Annotated in this window: 14 protein-coding genes and 2 tRNA genes; 10 read left to right on the top strand and 6 right to left on the bottom strand. The window is 70.6% G+C overall.

Annotated features, from left to right (window positions below; genetic code table 11):
- The first annotated feature begins 282 nt into the window (after window positions 1-282).
- From C1729_RS05510 to C1729_RS14725, 3 genes are all read left to right on the top strand, one after another.
- Window positions 283-1,272: a hypothetical protein gene (locus C1729_RS05510; protein WP_102509051.1), complete on the top strand. Its 990-nt coding sequence runs from the start codon at window positions 283-285 to the stop codon at window positions 1,270-1,272.
- Window positions 1,269-3,164, top strand: coding sequence for a hypothetical protein (locus C1729_RS05505; RefSeq protein ID WP_102509050.1), 1,896 nt, complete (start codon window positions 1,269-1,271; stop codon window positions 3,162-3,164). The genes C1729_RS05510 and C1729_RS05505 overlap by 4 nt, the downstream gene beginning before the upstream one ends.
- 398 nt (window positions 3,165-3,562) lie before the next feature.
- Entirely contained in the window at window positions 3,563-4,726 is a 1,164-nt protein-coding gene (locus C1729_RS14725; RefSeq protein ID WP_207204566.1) for a hypothetical protein, read from the top strand.
- Between the two features lie 16 nt (window positions 4,727-4,742).
- Here the strand turns inward: C1729_RS14725 and C1729_RS05490 are convergent, their stop codons facing one another.
- Window positions 4,743-5,846, bottom strand: coding sequence for an NAD(P)-binding domain-containing protein (locus tag C1729_RS05490; RefSeq protein WP_102509049.1), 1,104 nt, complete (start codon window positions 5,844-5,846; stop codon window positions 4,743-4,745).
- Between the two features lie 96 nt (window positions 5,847-5,942).
- Window positions 5,943-6,016, bottom strand: a tRNA-Gly gene (locus C1729_RS05485).
- A 119-nt stretch (window positions 6,017-6,135) separates the two neighbouring features.
- On the opposite strand from C1729_RS05485, the gene C1729_RS05480 reads away from it, so the two are divergent.
- Window positions 6,136-6,209, top strand: a tRNA-Pro gene (locus C1729_RS05480).
- Between the two features lie 36 nt (window positions 6,210-6,245).
- On the opposite strand, the gene C1729_RS05475 is transcribed toward C1729_RS05480, so the two are convergent.
- The 3 genes from C1729_RS05475 to C1729_RS05465 form a co-directional block, all read right to left on the bottom strand.
- Window positions 6,246-7,475: an IS481 family transposase gene (locus C1729_RS05475; protein ID WP_102509048.1), complete on the bottom strand. Its 1,230-nt coding sequence runs from the start codon at window positions 7,473-7,475 to the stop codon at window positions 6,246-6,248.
- A gap of 376 nt (window positions 7,476-7,851) precedes the next feature.
- Window positions 7,852-8,346, bottom strand: coding sequence for a transposase (locus C1729_RS15280; protein WP_129590673.1), 495 nt, complete (start codon window positions 8,344-8,346; stop codon window positions 7,852-7,854).
- A gap of 6 nt (window positions 8,347-8,352) precedes the next feature.
- Window positions 8,353-9,231 (bottom strand): Fic family protein, encoded by an 879-nt coding sequence (locus C1729_RS05465; protein ID WP_102509046.1) that lies wholly within the window; start codon window positions 9,229-9,231, stop codon window positions 8,353-8,355.
- 251 nt (window positions 9,232-9,482) lie between these two features.
- Here C1729_RS05465 and tig point away from each other — a divergent pair, with 251 nt between their 5' ends.
- The 5 genes from tig to C1729_RS05440 all read left to right on the top strand — a co-directional run bounded on the left by tig (window position 9,483) and on the right by C1729_RS05440 (window position 14,103).
- Complete coding sequence (gene tig / locus C1729_RS05460) at window positions 9,483-10,826, top strand: trigger factor (RefSeq protein ID WP_102509045.1); 1,344 nt, start codon at window positions 9,483-9,485, stop codon at window positions 10,824-10,826.
- Window positions 10,827-10,997: 171 nt separating this feature from the next.
- Window positions 10,998-11,618: an ATP-dependent Clp protease proteolytic subunit gene (locus C1729_RS05455; RefSeq protein WP_102509044.1), complete on the top strand. Its 621-nt coding sequence runs from the start codon at window positions 10,998-11,000 to the stop codon at window positions 11,616-11,618.
- 44 nt (window positions 11,619-11,662) lie between these two features.
- Window positions 11,663-12,373 (top strand): ATP-dependent Clp protease proteolytic subunit, encoded by a 711-nt coding sequence (locus tag C1729_RS05450; protein ID WP_102509043.1) that lies wholly within the window; start codon window positions 11,663-11,665, stop codon window positions 12,371-12,373.
- Window positions 12,374-12,475: 102 nt separating this feature from the next.
- On the top strand, window positions 12,476-13,747 hold the full coding sequence (gene clpX, locus C1729_RS05445; protein ID WP_102510541.1) for an ATP-dependent Clp protease ATP-binding subunit ClpX: 1,272 nt from the start codon (window positions 12,476-12,478) through the stop codon (window positions 13,745-13,747).
- Window positions 13,747-14,103 (top strand): chorismate mutase, encoded by a 357-nt coding sequence (locus C1729_RS05440; protein WP_242493727.1) that lies wholly within the window; start codon window positions 13,747-13,749, stop codon window positions 14,101-14,103. The genes clpX and C1729_RS05440 overlap by 1 nt, the downstream gene beginning before the upstream one ends.
- Before the next feature lie 16 nt (window positions 14,104-14,119).
- On the opposite strand, the gene C1729_RS05435 is transcribed toward C1729_RS05440, so the two are convergent.
- Window positions 14,120-15,202, bottom strand: a complete 1,083-nt coding sequence (locus C1729_RS05435; protein ID WP_102509042.1) for a YeiH family protein — start codon at window positions 15,200-15,202, stop codon at window positions 14,120-14,122.
- A gap of 363 nt (window positions 15,203-15,565) precedes the next feature.
- Between C1729_RS05435 and C1729_RS05430 the strand changes: the two genes are divergently transcribed.
- Entirely contained in the window at window positions 15,566-16,756 is a 1,191-nt protein-coding gene (locus tag C1729_RS05430; RefSeq protein WP_102509041.1) for a baeRF2 domain-containing protein, read from the top strand.
- Window positions 16,757-16,792 lie beyond the last annotated feature (36 nt).

The following is a 16,792-nucleotide window of genomic DNA, read 5'->3' as shown; positions in this document are numbered from 1 at the left end:
CGTCGACCTCCCGGCATGGGCGCGACCCGAGGTCACGCAGCGGTGGCGGCCGTCCGGCGCGCCGAGGTCGATGTTAGCCCTGGCGTACGACGTGCGGCAACGTGTCTCACGCCCCGGCGTCGTGCGAACGCGCCCCGACCGGTGGGCCGCAGGCCGCTCCGGCCTGCGGCCGGAAGGTGCGGTCTGTAGGGTGTGGGTGCGCAACCGGCTCTGTCTCCGGTGCGTGCACACGCGCAGGGGGCGCCGGATGCACCCTGCCGCTGCTACAGGGAGGCCTACGCCATGTCGTCCGAGAACCCGTCCGTCCCGCCCGTCCCACCGACGCCCGGCGTGCCCGGTCCGCCCGACGGGGTCGCCCCGGCGGACGTCTCTGCGGCCGTTTCCGGGTCGCCTGCTGCGCCCGTCCCCACCACGCCTCAGGACGCGCCCGTCGCTGCTCACGAGCAGCCAGCTGCCGTCCCGCCCGTCGCCGCGGTGCCCGCGACCGGCTACGCCGGCGACCAGCAGCCGCCGGCGACGGAGGGATACGTCCCTGGCGCGTCCCTGCCGCCCGCCGGCCCGTCAGCGTTCCGCGAGACCCTGCTGACGCTGCGGGACCTGCCGCTCACGGTGTGGCGCGGCGACTCCGTCGGCGCTCTCGCGCTTCCGGGAACGATCCGCACGCGCACGGGCAACGGCTGGATGTGGTGGGTGACGGTGTTCGCCGGCACCGGGCTCCTGCTCGGCATCATCGCGGCAACCTCGCTCGCCAAGGCCGTGAAGACGACGGCCGGGATCTTCGACGATGCGTTCGGCGGCCTCACGGGGGGTCTCTCGAGCGGCTACATCTCCGCGTCGGCATCGGTGCCGTTTGGGACACTGCTCGGGATGGTCCTCTCGGTGACGGTCGCCGTGTTCGTCGTCGGCGTCATCCGCGCGCTGGCGCTCGGCTGGACGCTGCGCATGCGCGGCGTCGTCGTGCCGTTCTCGACGACTGCGGACCTTGCCGCCACCGGTTGGGGCGTCGGGCTGCTGCCCGTCGCGATCTTCACGGTCCTCAACTTCCTGCCGGGCGCGGGACTTGCTGTGGTCCTCACGTTCGTCGCCATGCTGTTCTACGTGCCGTTCACGATCGTGAGCGAGGGGCTCCTCTACATCGGGCTCAACCGGCTCGCGCCGCACGCGAGCAAGAGCCTGCTCGTGCCGCACGCGATGCTCACGCTCGCCGCGGTCGCACTCATGCTCCTCGCGGTGTTCCTCATCAACGTCGTGGTCGTGGGGTCGATCGCGTGACCACTCCGCTGCAGGCCCCCGCGCGGGGGCGTCGGGCGCTCGCGGCGTTCGCCGCGGTCGTGGCGCTGCTCGTGCTATCCGCGTGCGGTGGTCGTATTGACACGACGCTCAAGCTCAAGGGCGACGGCTCGGGCGAGCGAGTCATGCGCGTCACCCTGTCGTCGTCGGACGCCGAGGGCGTCGAGGGCGGCGCCAAGGCCATCGAGAAGTCCGTGAGGGCTCACCTGCCCGAGCAGTTGACGATGTCGAAGGTTGCTGAGACCGACGACGGCTTCGTCACGACGATGACCCTCGCGTTCACGGACCTCGCGGACTACACAGCGAAGGTCACGGCTCTCCTCGAGGCCTCGGGGAAGGACATCACGCCGGAGATCACGCACTCGGTCGCCGACACCGCGTTCCTGCGCGGTGTGGAGCTCGAGGAGAACTTCACGTCGGCCGATCTTCTCGGCTGGGTGGGCGCGGGACTCCTCGAGGACAAGCTCGTCGATCAGGACGCGGCGGACGCCGCGGTCGAGAACGGCGCGACGGCAGCGAAGGTCGGCGACAAGGACTACGATTCCTCCTCCTCGTACGTCCGGGTCAACGACGTCGCGGACCGTGGCATCCGTGACCTCAGCGTCACGACGTCGCGCAGCGACGCGGGGTTCACGCGGGTCGTCGTCCTCGGCCTTCCCACCGAGGTCTACCAGGAGGATGCCGCGGGTCTCGACGCTGCCATGACGGAGCTCCTGCCCGCGGGCGCGACCGTCGTGCCGTCCGACGCGGACGGCTCCCACGTGTGGACGGTGACGTTCTCGGGCGACGCCGCGGCGATCGCCGCGGGCACTGACACGCTGCTCGGCACCTCCGGGACCGTGTGGTCGTGGACGGAGAGCCAGCGCGCGACCGGGCAGCAGGTCGAGATCGTCGACAAGCTCGTGTGCGGGACGACGTGCTCGCCGGACCTCTACCGACCGGAGGTCCTCCACGTCGTGCCCGAGGCGTGGGTGTCGGGCGACGTCTTCGCCGAGGACGTCGTCGACGGTCAGGCGTACGTGAGGAGCGACCCCGAGGGGACGCCCTCCGTCTACGAGATCCCGCTCGTCGTCACGCGCGTCGACGCCACGCTCGACCTCGACCGGACGGGCGCCGGCGAGGCGAGCCTCGTCTTCTCGCTGCCGACGGCTGCCGCCGGTGACGGTGCCGCGATCGAGTCGGTGCTCCGGCCCGCCGACGGCGTCGGGACGCTGGGGCGGACCGACGACGGCACGACGACGCGCGTCACCGTGACGATCGTCGGTGCGACCGCGGACGAGCTCGAGGACCGGCTCGACAGCTACGCGGGCATCTCGTACTCGGCGCGGGACGAGGGGTCGTTCTTCTCGATCGACCTCGACCTCCGCGTGAGCATGGACCTCAGCGAGCGGCTCACCTCAGCGCCGGTCGAGGGAACGCATGTCGCCGTCAACCTGCCCTTCGGCGCGAAGGCTGCCGTGAGCAGCGGTTTCTTCGGGACGACGACCGCGAAGGCCGACGGCCGAACGGTCACGTGGGTCGACGCGGACGGCTACGCGAACTCGACGTCCGTGGACGTCACGGGAACGACCGTCGCGGGCCTCGTGCGGAACATCGTCGGTGGGCTCATCGCGCTCGCGCTCGTGGGCGTCGCGGTGTGGAAGCGCCGCGCGATCGCCCAGTGGTGGCGAGCCACGCAGGCTGCGAGCCGGGAGCGGACGGCGGCGCTCGCCGCCGCGTCGGCGGGCGCGGGCGGTGCCGGGGTCGCTTCTGCGAGCGCAGGTGGTGCCGGGGTCGCGTCGGTCGACACTGCGGTCCACGGCGGCGGCGCCGTGCCGGGCGCACCGGACGTGCCACAGGCGCCCGACGTCTTCACGGAGGCGCAACTGCGCTGAGCGCTGGCTGAGCGGCGGGCCCGGGTCGAGAAGGTGGACCCGGGCCCGCCGTCTGCACTCAGGCGGTGCGGCGACGTGCGGCGAACGCCGCGCGCCTGCCGGCACGCGTCGCGCCGAGCGTCGACGCGGACGCGCCGTAGCCGACGAGCAGGACGCGCGGGTCACGGTCGACGACCGTGCCGTCGGCGCGGATGCCGCCACCGCGCTCGCTCCCTGCGCCTGACGGCGGATCGAACGCGTCAACGATCAGGGGTCAAGCCCCCAGCTCCGGTCGACCGGCAGCCCGTTCGGTGCTCTTCGACCAGCTCGCGTTAGGATGGCGCCCGATCCCGGAGCCCCGGGTCCCCGACGCTCACAGCTGAGCGCGATCCCGCCAGCGCGCCTTCAGGGAGGCCACCATGTCATCCGAGTACCCGACCGGAGCTCCTGACCCGCACGCGCAGGGAGGCTACCCCGCGCCGGGTCCCACTCCTGGGCCCGTCGACCCCGCCCAGGTCTACCCCCAGGCCCAGGCCCAGGCGCAGCCGCAGGCGGGGCAGTACGCGCAGCCTGGCTACGCGCAGCCGGGTCCCGCGCAGGCGCAGTACGCGCAGCCTGGCTACGCGCAGCCGGGTCCCGCGCAGGCGCAGTACGCGCAGCCCGGCTACGCGCAGCCGGGTCCCGCGCAGGCGCAGTACGCGCAGCCCGGCTACCCGCAGCAGGCGTATGCGCAGCCTCACGCCGGCTATCCCCAGCCAGACCCGGCGCAGGCGCACGCGCCGTACGCCCAGCAGCCTGGCTACGGGCAGCCTGGCTACGGGCAGCCTGGCTACGGGCAGCCTGGCTACGGGCAGGTCCCCGCGGCCGGCACGCTTCCCCCGATGGCCCCGACGGGCATGGCCGTGACGATGAAGGGCTTCCTCGACATCCCGCGCCTCGTGTGGCAGGGCGACACGGACGGCGCCCTCGCGCACGGTCGCTCGTTCGCCGGGCTCACGGGCAAGCCGTGGCTCTGGCCGCTCGTCGTCTTCCTGGGGTGGGGGCTCGTCGGGAGCCTGCTGGCGATCGGATTCGTCAATCGCACGCTTCGTGCGACGACAAACTTGTTCGGCTCGTTCATGAACGGGATCACGGGCGGGTACAGCAGCTACTCGCCTGATGTGAGCATTCCGGCGGGAATGGTCTTCGGCATGCTGCTCGCCGGTCTCGTCCTCGCGGTCGCGATGGGCGCGCTGCGTGCTGCGACCCTCGGGTGGGCGCTGCGGACCCGCCAGGTGGCGGTCCCGTTCTGGACGACCGCGAACCTTGCTGCGACGGCGTACGCGCCGTTCGTCATCATCTTCCTCGGCTACGCGCTCCTCAATCTCATCCCCTCGCTCGCCTGGGGCGGCCTGCTCACGATCGTCGGGACACCGATGATGATCATGTACGTGGTCATCACCGAGATCATGCTCTACACCGGCCTCGTGCAGCTCGCACCGGGGGCGAGCAAGAGTCTGCTCGTGCCGCACGCTGCCTGCCTCGTCGCATTCTCGGTGCTCGCTGGGCTCGGGCTCATCGTCCTCTCGCTGCTCTTCAGCTGACGCTTCGCCGGCACTCTCAGGCGCTCGCCGCGCGTTCGTGCGCGGCGAGCGCCGCACGCCTGCCGGCACGCGTCGCGCCGAGCGTCGACGCGGACGCGCCGTAGCCGACGAGCAGGACGCGCGGGTCACGGTCGACGACCGTGCCGTCGGTGCGGATGCCGCCACCGTGCTCGCGTAGCCTCAGCGGTGCGAGGTGGTCGAGGGAGGGTCGGAAGCCCGTCGCCCACACGACAGTGTCCGCGCGGACCGTGCGCTCGGTGCCGTCAGCGTTCGTGAACACGACGCCGTCCGGCACCATACGCGTGAACATGCCCCGGGAGACGAGCGTTCCGCGCTCGATGCCCCGGCGGTACTCCGGCGTGAGGGGCAGGCCGGTCGCAGCGACGACGGAGAGCGTCGGGAGTCCCGCGAGCGTGCGCTCACGGACGCGATTCTCGACGTCGAGACCCCATGCGGTGTCGAACGGTGTGGGCGTCCACGCTGGTTCGCGGCGGGTCGCCCACGTCGTCGTACGGGCGACGCCCTCGAGCGCGAGCAGCAGCTGCACGGCCGACGTGCCACCGCCCACGACGATGACGTCCTGGCCGCGCATGTCCTCGACCGTCCAGAAGTCGCGCGTGTGCATCTGGCGGCCCCGGAACGTCTCACGGCCGGGGACGTACGGCCAGTGCGGCCGGTCCCACGTGCCGGTGGCGTTGATGAGTGTGCGGGCGTGCCACGTGCCGGCGTCGGTCGTCACCGTGAGCGGGCCCTCCGGGCTGTCGTCGGACGTCACCGCGGTGACGCGGACGGGCCGCACGACGGGCAGGCCGAACCGTTCCTCGTACGTGCCGTAGTAGCGCTCGACGACGGCGCTCGCGGGCTCGGTCGGGTCCGGTGTGCCGAGGGGGAGGCCTGGCAAGTCGGCGATGCCGTGCGCGCCGCCGAACGTCAGCGACGGCCAGCGGTGGCGCCACGCACCACCCGGGCCGGGGTTCGCGTCGAGCACGACGTGTTCCGTGCCGAGCCGACGGAGGTGGTAGGACGCCGAGAGTCCCGCCTGGCCGGCTCCGACGACGACGACGTCGAGCAGGCCGTGATCCGTCGTGGCCGGGGCGGGGCGCTCGTCGATCGTCGTCATGCCCGGTCAACGCCGAGCGCGCGACCACTGTTCCGTGCGCAGGTGGGACAGGTCGTGACATGCATCGCACGGAACTGTCCGCGTCGCGACGAGCTCTGGAGCGGATGACGGGAATCGAACCCGCGTAATCAGTTTGGAAGACTGAGGCTCTACCATTGAGCTACATCCGCATGGTCCCGTGGGAACAGGACCGACGGATACCTTAGCAGGACCTCCGGGGACGAGACACAGCCGCCCAGAGGTCGCCGGACCCTCTATGCTTCTCGACGGACCACGCTGTGCGTGGCCGCGGGGTGTGGCGCAGGTTGGTAGCGCGTCCGGTTTGGGACCGGAAGGTCGCAGGTTCAAATCCTGTCACCCCGACGATTGTGATGTCTCAGGACATCCGCGACGGCGGACCTACGAAATTGTAGGTCCGCCGTTGTCATGTCCGGGGGCTGGTCCTCGTGGCCGTCCGGTGGGCTGGTAGTTCTTGGTCGGATCGAGGACGAGCTCGCGCAGGATCTCGCCGGTGGTGGCGTCGATGACGATGATGTCGAGGTCCTGGACGAGCATGCGGACGTAGGTTCCGGCGTGGGTTCGGCCGATGCCGATGTGGTGGAGCTTGTTGTTGTGGCGCAGTGTCACGACCCCTGATTTGTCGATCCGATCGGTGCGGACCCTGTCGTGGGTGTCGCGGGATCGGTCGCGTGAGGGGCGTGCTTTGGGGCGGGCGCTGTAGGCCGCGGCAGGTGTGGCGCGATGCTCGAGGGAGCGGTGCGGCCTGTTCTCGTTGTATTCCTGGGCGAAGCGATCTATGAGCTGTTGCAGCTCGGCGATGGAGGCCGGTTGTGGGTCCTGGGCGCGGAGCCACTTCTTCATCGTCTGCTGGAAGCGTTCGACCTTGCCGCAGGTGGTGGGGTGGTTGGGTCGGGAGTTCTTCTGCTTGATGCCGCGGGCGCGTAGCTCGGTCTCGAGCCGGGTGCGGCCTCCGGGCCTGGAGGCGAGACGGACGGTGTAGACCATGCCGTTGTCGGTGAGGGTGGAGGCCGGGAAGCCGTACTGGCCTGCGGCTTTGGTGAACGTGGAGTGCACGATCGCGGCCGTGATGCGTCGGTGGGCGGAGATGTGCAGGGCCATGCGGGAGTGGTCGTCGAGCCAGGTGATGATCTCGACGTCGGCTCCGGGAGTGCCTGCGGGGCTGGTGAGCCGGTAGTGGGTGAAGTCGGACTGCCAGGTCTCGTTGGGCAGGTCGGCTGCAAAGCGGACCCAGGAGGATCGGGGGCGCTTGGACGGGTCGGGCGTGCGGGCATCGTGGCGGGCGAGGACGCGGTTGATGGTGGCTCGGGAGACGGCCGTGGCGTGGTGATGCGCGAGGTGCCAGCCGATGGTGTCGGCGCCGGCGTCCAGGCCGCGTCCGGTGAGGTCTGCTCGCAGGGCGAGGATGAGGTCGATGGTGGCTGTCGGCGTGGTGCTGGGGACGTGGTGGGGCCGCCGGGAACGAGGTTCGAGTGCGGCGTCACCTTCGGCCTCGTAGCGGGCCTTGAGCCGGTAGACCCAGGAGCGGTGCACGCCGTAGCGCGCGGCGATCTCGGCGACGGTGAGTCGTTCGGTGAGAAGCGCGGTGAGGACGATCTTGGCTTTGGACATGGCTGAGCATCCGCCGCACGGGCGGTGTCGTCGATGTCGTGAGACATGGTGTCGCGGATGTCTTGAGACACCTGTCGCGGATGTGCTGAGCCATCACACTGTCACCCCGACGATGGACTGGTGACATATCTTCACCGGTCGTAGTGACAGAACCTCTCGTCGAGAGCCCTGCGGGGCTCTGGGTGAGGGGTTCTGTCCGTTTCGGACAGCTGTCGATGGGTGCAGTGCTGTGCGCGGGACGCCGGCGGCGCGCAGTGACGCTCGCTCGGGGTAGTTCGAGGGCGTGCGGAGAATCACTGGTAGCCCGTCAGGCTCTGGGGCCTGCGGGCTGCGTGGGTGTGGCTGTGGAGTTCGGTGCGCGGCGTGCCGTGCGGGGTCAGGCGGCGGGCGGTGCGCCGGGTCGCTGCGGGTTGGCGGCAACGCGCGGGCCGCTCGGCGCGTCATCCACGTCGGCCGGGGTGTCGTAGAGCTCGGCGTCGTTGAGGGCGTTCTTTGCCGCCCAGCGGCGGATGACCTGGATGTTGTACTGGACGATGGCTGCGGTGACCATGAGCGCGTTGGCGGTGATGCCGATGGCGCGGGTCCAGCCGCGGGTCATGGCGTATCCGGTGCGGGCCTTGAGGACGCCGAAGGCTCCTTCGACGGCCGTGCGTCGCGAGTAGGCGGCGATCCATTCGGGGGTGCCCCAGCGGTGGGGCTGGTGGTGCTTGGCGAGGACGGCGCTGGAGACGGAGACGGTCTCCTGGGTGAAGGCCTTGGTCCGACGCTGGGCAGCCGTGGCGTTCTCGCGGCCGTGGGTGCGGGTGAAGAACCGCTGGTGGCCCTTGGCGTGGCGACGGCGGGTCTCTTCTCTTGCTTCGTCGCAGGTCAGTCGCGGTTACTCGCGCCGCAGGTCCTCCGCGTAGGCGTCGAGCACAGCGACGATGCCGGCGTGCTGCCATACCCGGTTGCGGCGCCGACCTGTGCGCTCGGCCAGAACGCCCGCTGCCACGAGCTGGTCGAGCGCACGGTGTGCGCCAACCTGGTTCATGCCGAGGTGAGCCTGCAGGAAGCGGACGTTGAGGACGGGCTGCGCGACGAGCGTCGGCAAGACCTTCCAGGCGCCGGCGTCGCTGCGCAGTCGCATCTCCTTCAGCGCCGTGCGCGCGTCATCGAGCTGGGCGGTCAGTTCGTCGACGAGCCGCGTTCCTGAGCTTGTGGCGAAGAGGGACGCTCGCGTGAACTGCTCGACGATCGGGGCCGCGTCACCGCGCCGGTACGCCTGGAGCGCGTCCGTGTACGCGCGGGTGTCCGTCAGCAGGCCAGCAGAGACGGGCGCAGTCGTGCTGACGACCAAGCCCTTGGATCGCAGCAGGGCGTGGACGATTGCGCGCGCCGTGCGGCCGTTGCCGTCGACGAAGGGGTGGATCGTCTCGAACTGTGCGTGGGCGATCGCTGCCTGGACCAGGACCGGCAGGTCGTCGCGCGCCATGAACGCCACCAGGTCCTCGATCGCACCGGGGGCGCGCTCGTGGTGCGGCGCGACGTGCGCGGCTCCCCGCGGTGACACCGCGCTCGTGCCGACCCACACCAGCTGATCGCGGAAACGTCCTGCGTGCTGCTCGGCGTCGCGCTGAGCGATGAGCAGCACGCGGTGCATCTCAAGGATCGCCGAAGCGTCCAGGTGGTCAGCCAGCCGCAGCGCGGCCTCCATCGCAGAGACGTTCGCCGCGACCACGCGGGCGTTGTCCGAGGTCGACTCCTCGATCTGCGCCATCGCGAGCTGGCGCGCCGTCGCGTCGAGCAGCCTCTTCGTCGCCGCCAGGCTCGACGGTATCCCGGGCCGGGACCGCCCGGACGCACGTCACGTCCACGGCGCGGGCCCCAAGAGCCCACGTGGAGTAGGATTCCAGGGTTACCCGCGCGCCTCGGCGCGTGGCCGCCCGTCAGCCGTGCCGGCTGAGCCGGCACCACCTGGTCGATCACGGTCACCCCGGGTCGCCCCCCGACTTGCTGGAGTTCATCGAAGTGAAGAGCGCCGTCGAAACCCTCGAGCCCACGAAGGTCAAGCTCACGGTGGAGGTGACGTACGACGAGCTCAAGCCGAGCATCGACCACGCGTACGAGCACATCGCCAAGGAGGTCTCGATCCCGGGCTTCCGCAAGGGCAAGGTTCCGCCGCGCATCATCGACCAGCGTGTCGGCCGCGGCGTCGTCCTCGAGCACGCGATCAACGACGGCCTGCCCGGCTTCTACGGCGAGGCCGTGCGCGAGCAGAAGCTCCGCCCGCTCGCCCAGCCGTCCGTCGAGGTCACCAAGGTTCCGGACCCGTCCGAGACCGAGGGTGAGCTCCACTTCACCGCCGAGGTCGAGGTGCGTCCCGAGATCGAGATCCCCGAGGTCTCCTCGCTCGAGATCACGGTCGACGACGTCGCCGTGACCGACGAGGACGTCGCGGCGCGCCTCGACGCGCTGCGCGAGCGCTTCGGCTCCCTCGTCGGCGTCGACCGTCCCGCGCAGGACAAGGACTACGTTGTCATCGACATGTCCGCGAAGATCGAGGACGAGGAGATCGACACCGTCTCCGGCACGTCCTACCAGATCGGCTCGGGCACGATGCTCGAGGGCCTCGACGAGGCGCTCATCGGCCTCTCCGCAGGTGAGGACGCGATCTTCACGTCGCCCCTCGCGGGCGGCGAGCACGCTGGCAAGGACGCAACCATCACGGTGAAGGTCACCTCGGTCAAGGAGCGCGAGCTCCCCGACGCCGACGACGACTTCGCGCAGATGGCCTCCGAGTTCGACACGATTGCCGAGCTCACCGAGGACCTCCGTGAGCAGGTCGGGAAGTCCAAGGTCTCCCAGCAGGCCGTCCAGGCGCGCGACAACCTCCTCGAGGCGCTCCTCGGCGCCGTCGAGATCCCCGTGCCCGCGGGCGTCGTCGAGGCGGAGATCCACCGTCACCTCGAGTCCGAGGGCCGTCTCGAGGACGACGAGCACCGCGAGGAGGTCCGCGAGGAGGCCACGGTCGCCCTGCGCAACCAGATCCTCCTCGACACCCTCGCCGAGAAGCTCGAGATCAAGGTCGGCCAGGGCGAGCTCCTCGAGTTCCTCCTGCAGTCGGCGCGCCAGTACGGCATGGACCCCAACGAGTTCATCCAGCAGATCGACAAGGGCGGCCAGATCCCCTCAGTCGTCGCTGAGGTCGCGCGCTCCAAGTCCCTCGCGGTCGCGCTGCGCGCCGTCGAGGTCAAGGACGCGTCCGGCAACGTCGTCGACCTCTCCGAGTTCATCGGCTCGGACGAGGAGGACGCCGCGACCGAGGTCCTCGAGGACGCAGCCGCGGCCGCCGCGGACAGCGACGAGGACTGAGCCTCACCCCGCACGTCACGAAGGCCGTGCCCCCGCGACGCGGGGGCACGGCCTTCGTCGTCCGACCCGTGCGCCGTCAGCGAAACAGAGGCCCCGACGGGCAGGAACCGGGGACCCCGGGCGTTAGGGTCGACAACGGATACACCAACGGGACCATTGAGGGAGACCCACGTGATCGAGCAGACGCCCGTGGCAGCACGCGGTGAGGGAGCCGGACTCGGCCTCAACGACAGCATCTACAACCGCCTCCTCAAGGAGCGGATCATCTGGCTCGGATCCGAGGTGCGCGACGAGAACGCGAACGCGATCTGTGCCCAGCTCATGCTCCTCGCAGCCGAGGACCCCGAGAAGGACATCTACCTCTACATCAACTCCCCGGGCGGCTCGATCACGGCCGGCATGGCGATCTACGACACCATGCAGTACATCCAGCCTGACGTCGCCACCGTCGCCATGGGGCTCGCCGCCTCGATGGGGCAGTTCCTGCTCTCGTCAGGCGCCCCGGGCAAGCGCTTCGCGACGCCGCACGCACGCGTCATGATGCACCAGCCCTCGGGCGGCATCGGCGGCACCGCGACCGACGTCCGCATCAACGCCGAGCTCATCCTCCACATGAAGCGCGTCCTCGCGGACCTCACGGCGCAGCAGACCGGCAAGAGCGTCGAGCAGATCAGCTCGGACGCCGACCGCGACCGCTGGTTCACCGCGACCGAGGCCCTCGAGTACGGCTTCATCGACCACGTCGTCACCCACGCCGGCTCCGTCCCGGGCGGCGGCGGCACGGGCGCCTGAGCGCCTCCCGCCCCGACCGGACACCAGACCTGAAGGAGAGCTCGATGAGCATCGAGTCCCAGTACATCTCGACCGCGCAGCGCCTCGCCGGCCCGTACGCCGGCGCGATCTTCGGCGGCAGCGCCCCCCAGGGGCCGCAGAGCCGGTACATCCTGCCGAACTTCGAGGAGCGCACGCCGTACGGCTTCAAGCGCCAGGACCCGTACACCAAGCTGTTCGAGGACCGCATCATCTTCCTCGGCGTGCAGGTCGACGACGCCTCAGCCGACGACGTCATGGCCCAGCTCCTCGTCCTCGAGAGCCAGGACCCAGACCGCGACATCTCGGTCTACATCAACTCGCCCGGCGGCTCGTTCACCGCGATGACGGCGATCTACGACACGATGCAGTACATCAAGTCGCAGGTGCAGACCGTGTGCCTCGGCCAGGCAGCCTCGGCCGCCGCCGTGCTGCTCGCCGCCGGTCAGCCCGGCAAGCGCCTCGCGCTGCCGAACGCGCGCGTCCTCATCCACCAGCCCGCGATGGAGGGCGGCGGCTACGCCCAGGCGTCGGACATCGAGATCCACGCGAACGAGCTCATCCGCATGCGCGAGTGGCTCGAGGAGACGCTCGCCAAGCACACGGGCACGCCGCTCGACCAGGTCCGCAAGGACATCGAGCGCGACAAGATCCTCTCGGCCGCCCAGGCCGTCGAGTACGGGATTGTCGACCAGGTCATGGAGTCCCGCAAGACGCCGGTGCTGCCCGCACAGTGACTCAGGGCCCCACCGGAGCGTCGGGCGCGACTTCGACGCTCCGGTGGTGTTCCATGGAGAGGTGGTCCGTCGTCAGGGACGGGCGGAAGAGAGGGAGTGGCCGTGGCTCGGATCGGAGACGGTGCCGACCTGCTCAAGTGTTCCTTCTGCGGGAAGACGCAGAAGCAGGTCAAGAAGCTCATCGCAGGACCCAGCGTCTACATCTGCGACGAGTGCATCGAGCTCTGCAACGAGATCATCGAGGAGGAGCTCGGCGAGGCCGCCGAGCTCGGGCTCGTCGAGCTGCCGAAGCCCGCCGCGATCTTCGACTTCCTCGGCCAGTACGTCGTCGGGCAGGACCACGCCAAGCGGTCCCTCGCCGTCGCGGTGTACAACCACTACAAGCGCATCCAGGCGGGCGCGACCGGCAAGCCGACGTCGGACGACTCCGACCAGGTCGAGATCGCCAAGTCGAACATCCTGCTCATCGGCCCCACGGGCACGGGCAAGACGTACCTCGCGCAGACGCTCGCCAAGCTCCTCAACGTCCCGTTCGCGATCGCCGACGCGACCGCGCTCACCGAGGCCGGCTACGTCGGCGAGGACGTCGAGAACATCCTCCTCAAGCTCATCCAGGCCGCCGACTTCGACGTCAAGAAGGCCGAGACGGGCATCATCTACATCGACGAGGTCGACAAGATCGCCCGCAAGGGCGAGAACGCGTCGATCACGCGCGACGTCTCGGGCGAGGGCGTCCAGCAGGCGCTGCTGAAGATCATCGAGGGTACGGTCGCGTCCGTCCCGCCGCAGGGCGGCCGCAAGCACCCGCATCAGGAGTTCATCCAGATCGACACCGCGAACGTCCTCTTCATCGTCGCCGGCGCGTTCGCGGGCCTCGAGGAGATCATCGCGGACCGCACGCGCAAGCGTGGCGTCGGCTTCGGTGCCCCCATGGAGTCGGGCGACCCGGGTGACCTCTTCACCGAGGTGCGTCCCGAGGACCTCGTGAAGTTCGGCCTCATCCCCGAGTTCATCGGCCGCCTGCCCGTCGTCACCGCGGCCAACCGGCTCGACGCCGAGGCGCTCGTCTCGATCCTCACCGAGCCCCGCAACGCGCTCGTCAAGCAGTACCAGAAGATGTTCGAGCTCGACGGCGTCGAACTCGAGTTCACCGACGACGCCCTCCACGCGATCGCCGAGAAGGCCCTCGAGCGCAAGACCGGCGCACGCGGCCTCCGCGCGATCCTCGAAGAAGTCCTGCAACCCGTGATGTTCGAGATCCCGAGCCGCGAGGACGTCGAGCGTGTCGTCATCGACACCCCCGCCGTCATGGGGACGGGCGAGCCCGTCTACGTGCTCGACGGCGCGCGGGGACGCCGCGAGAAGACCGCGTGATGCCCGGCACCACCGAGGGCACCCCCGGCTCCGAGACCGCCATGCCCGCCGAGATCCTGCGACTGCGCCACTCGATCGACAACATCGACGGCGCCCTCATGTACCTCCTCGCGGAGCGCTTCAAGTGCACGCGACGCGTCGGCGAGCTCAAAGCCGTGGGAGGGCTGCCGCCCGAGGACCTCACGCGGGAGCGCGAGCAGATCGCGCGGCTCGGTCAGATCGCCGCCGACGCAGGCCTCGACCCGGCTCTCGCCGAGGACTTCCGCAGCTTCATCGTCACGCAGGTCAAGCACCACCACGCGCTCATCGCGGCGCGCGGCGACGGTGACGTCCCGCCTCTCGACATCTACTCCTGAGACGCAGGCACATCGGTCACGCGACGAGCAGCACCCCGGCGAGCGCGAGAACCGCGACGAGAACCGTCGAGAGCCCTGCGAGTGCGAACGGCCGGAACCCGACCCGCACGAGGCTCCTGAGCTGCACGCCGCTGCCGAGGCCGAACATCGCAGCGGCGAGGAGCAGCGTCTGGAGGCCCTGGCCCGCGGCGAGGAGGCCGGCGGGCACGGCGACGAAGGACCGCACGAGCACCATGCCGAGGAATCCGACGACGAACAGGGGCACGATCGGCGGCCGACGACGGTTCCCGCCCACCCGGTCCGTCGCGCCGCCGGTCCGTTCCCGGCGCCGTTCACGCAGGCTCAGCGCTGCCATGACGGGCGCGAGCGTGAGGACGCGGGTGAGCTTGACGAGCACGGCGGTCGTGAGGCCGGCGCCGCCGAGGACCCCGCCGACCGCGACGACCTGGGCGATCTCGTGGATCGAGCCGCCCGCCCACATGCCCGCTGTCACGGTGTCGAGCGCGAGCAGGTGAGCGAGCGCGGGGACGAGCGGGATCATGAGGGTCCCAAAGATCACGACGAGGGCGACAGCCGTGATCGTGTCCTCCTCGGCCTCGTCGTCGGGGTCGGTGACTCCGGCCGCTCCCGCGACCGCGGCGGCGCCGCAGATCGAGAAGCCGCACGCGACGAGCAGCGTGAGGTGGGACCGGACGCGCAGGAGCCGACCGAGTGCGACCGTGCCGAGCAGGCCTCCGGCGACGACGGCGACGACGACGAGGAGGAGCGGGGCGCCGAGGCTGCGGATGTCGGCGAGCGAGACCTGGAGGCCGAGGAGCACGATGCCGGCCCTTAGCAGCTTCCTCGACGAGAGGCTGAGACCGGGGGTGAGGGCGGCGGGAAGAGTCACAATGTTCGCCGAGAGGACCCCGAGGACGATCGCGATGATGACCGGGCTCACCCCAGGCAGGAACCGGCTGACGCCGACCGTGACGAGAGCGGCCACGATGCTGAGCGCGACCCCTGCGACGAGCTTGCGGGGCTTCTGCGGCGGTGCGAGCCTCCGGTCGAGATGCCTCGTGCGCGGGCGGTCGGAAAGCGCGGTGGGTGTGCCGGACATGGCTCCATCCTCCGTGCCGCGCGGGCCCGACAGAACGCCGCCCTGGTTCGGGTCTCACAAAGTGTCGTTGTGACAGTGAGCGCGTCGTGACGGGGTTGTGCCGCGGTGCTGCTAGTCCTGTCGGTGCGCGCGGGGCGCAGGAACGTGCGGGTGAGGCGGGGCACTGCCCCGTCGGGCGGAGGGTCTCGTCGACGCGCAGGACCGCCGGTTGGGATGGGTAGTCCCGGTTCGTGAGACGGACTCGAGGGCGCGACGGTGTGTGACATGGATCACCGCGGGGCTGGCGCGGCTGCTCCGGATGGCGCACCCTTGAACGTACGGGACCGGTCGATCAGGCGGGTCCACTCGGGAAACGAGGCCACGATGCTCGTCGACTGGATCCGTCCCCTCCTCGGCCGTCCCGGCCCCTTCACGAGCGTCCACCTCGACGTGAGTCGCGCCGGTGGTCGCCACGAACGTGAGATCGCCGAACGCTGGCGACCGCTCCGCCGCATTCTCGAGCTCTCCGACACACCGGCCGAGCTCCTCGGCATGCTCGACGACGCTGTGGCCATCCCGATCCGCGACGACAGCATCGGCGGGCGCCTGCTCGTCGCGACGGACGTCGACGGGATCCTCGTCGACCGCCCGCTCGTCACCTCCCCGCCGTCCTCACGTGTCGCACGTGGCGCGACGCCCGATCTCCTTCCCGCGGCCGTCTACTCCGACGAAGCCGTCGACCACGTCGTCGTCACGGTCGACCGCGCCGGGGCCGACCTCGTCCGGCGCGGTTGGGGGAGCAGCGACGTCGCGTGGCAGGCGTGCATCGACGGCGAGCGCGCCGACATCACCCAACCCGGCCACGGTGGCATCTCCGAGAGCCGGGCCGTCCGGAGGACCCAGGACGCGTGGTCCCGCAACGCACACTCGGTGGCCTCGGTCGTCGACCGGCTCGTCGCCACAGACGGCCCCGAGATCATCGTCCTCACCGGCGACACGCGTGCCGTCGGGCTCGTCGGGCGTGCTCTCGGTTCCCGTGCCCGGGCACTCGTCGTCGAGATCCCAGGAGGGTCACGGGGAGCGACCGGAGCGCAGGACATCTTCGAGGCACGGCTCCGTGGCTCCCTCGAGTCGCATCGCGTGCGACGGCGCGCTGCCGTGGTCGCGCGCCTCACCGAGGGCCTGGCGCTGGGACGCGGCGCCCTCACGGGGCTCGACGCCGTCGTCAGGGCGTCGAGGGAAGGGCGCGTCGCGGAGCTCGTTCTCGAGACGACCGTGCAGCGCACCGTGGGCGAGGGACCGCTCGTCTGGGCGGGTGACGACTGGGCGGCGCTCTCACTCACGCCCGACGTCCTCGTTGCGCAGGGCGAGCCGCACCTGCGGGAGATGGACGCGGTCATCGCCGTGCTCCGCGCCGCGATCGGCCAGGACGCAGGCGTGTCCTTCGTCGAGCCCGGCACGGCGCCGCTCGTCGACGGGATCGGTGCGATCCTCCGCTGGGACGTGGCCGAGCCGCAGCCTCGTGCGTCGACCGGCCGCGGCCGCGGGCGTCCGTGGGCGACCGCGTACGTCTGAACGTGAGAAGGGCCGGCCCTCCTCACGTGAAGCTCG

Origin of the sequence: Sanguibacter massiliensis (assembly GCF_900240335.1) — a bacterium.
GTDB classification, from domain to species: Bacteria; Actinomycetota; Actinomycetes; order Actinomycetales; family Cellulomonadaceae; genus Flavimobilis; species Flavimobilis massiliensis.
This window is presented reverse-complemented; position numbering and strand designations above follow the sequence as displayed.

Excerpts from the sequence above, each read along its gene's own strand:
- C1729_RS05510 (WP_102509051.1), top strand. The coding sequence starts at position 283 with ATGTCGTCCGAGAACCCGTCCGTCCCGCCCGTCCCACCGACGCCCGGC.
- C1729_RS14725 (WP_207204566.1), top strand. The coding sequence starts at position 3,563 with ATGTCATCCGAGTACCCGACCGGAGCTCCTGACCCGCACGCGCAGGGA.
- C1729_RS05490 (WP_102509049.1), bottom strand. The coding sequence starts at position 5,846 with ATGACGACGATCGACGAGCGCCCCGCCCCGGCCACGACGGATCACGGC.
- C1729_RS05475 (WP_102509048.1), bottom strand. The coding sequence starts at position 7,475 with ATGTCCAAAGCCAAGATCGTCCTCACCGCGCTTCTCACCGAACGACTC.
- C1729_RS05465 (WP_102509046.1), bottom strand. The coding sequence starts at position 9,231 with ATGGCGCAGATCGAGGAGTCGACCTCGGACAACGCCCGCGTGGTCGCG.
- C1729_RS05450 (WP_102509043.1), top strand. The coding sequence starts at position 11,663 with ATGAGCATCGAGTCCCAGTACATCTCGACCGCGCAGCGCCTCGCCGGC.
- C1729_RS05440 (WP_242493727.1), top strand. The coding sequence starts at position 13,747 with ATGCCCGGCACCACCGAGGGCACCCCCGGCTCCGAGACCGCCATGCCC.
- C1729_RS05435 (WP_102509042.1), bottom strand. The coding sequence starts at position 15,202 with ATGTCCGGCACACCCACCGCGCTTTCCGACCGCCCGCGCACGAGGCAT.
- C1729_RS05430 (WP_102509041.1), top strand. The coding sequence starts at position 15,566 with ATGCTCGTCGACTGGATCCGTCCCCTCCTCGGCCGTCCCGGCCCCTTC.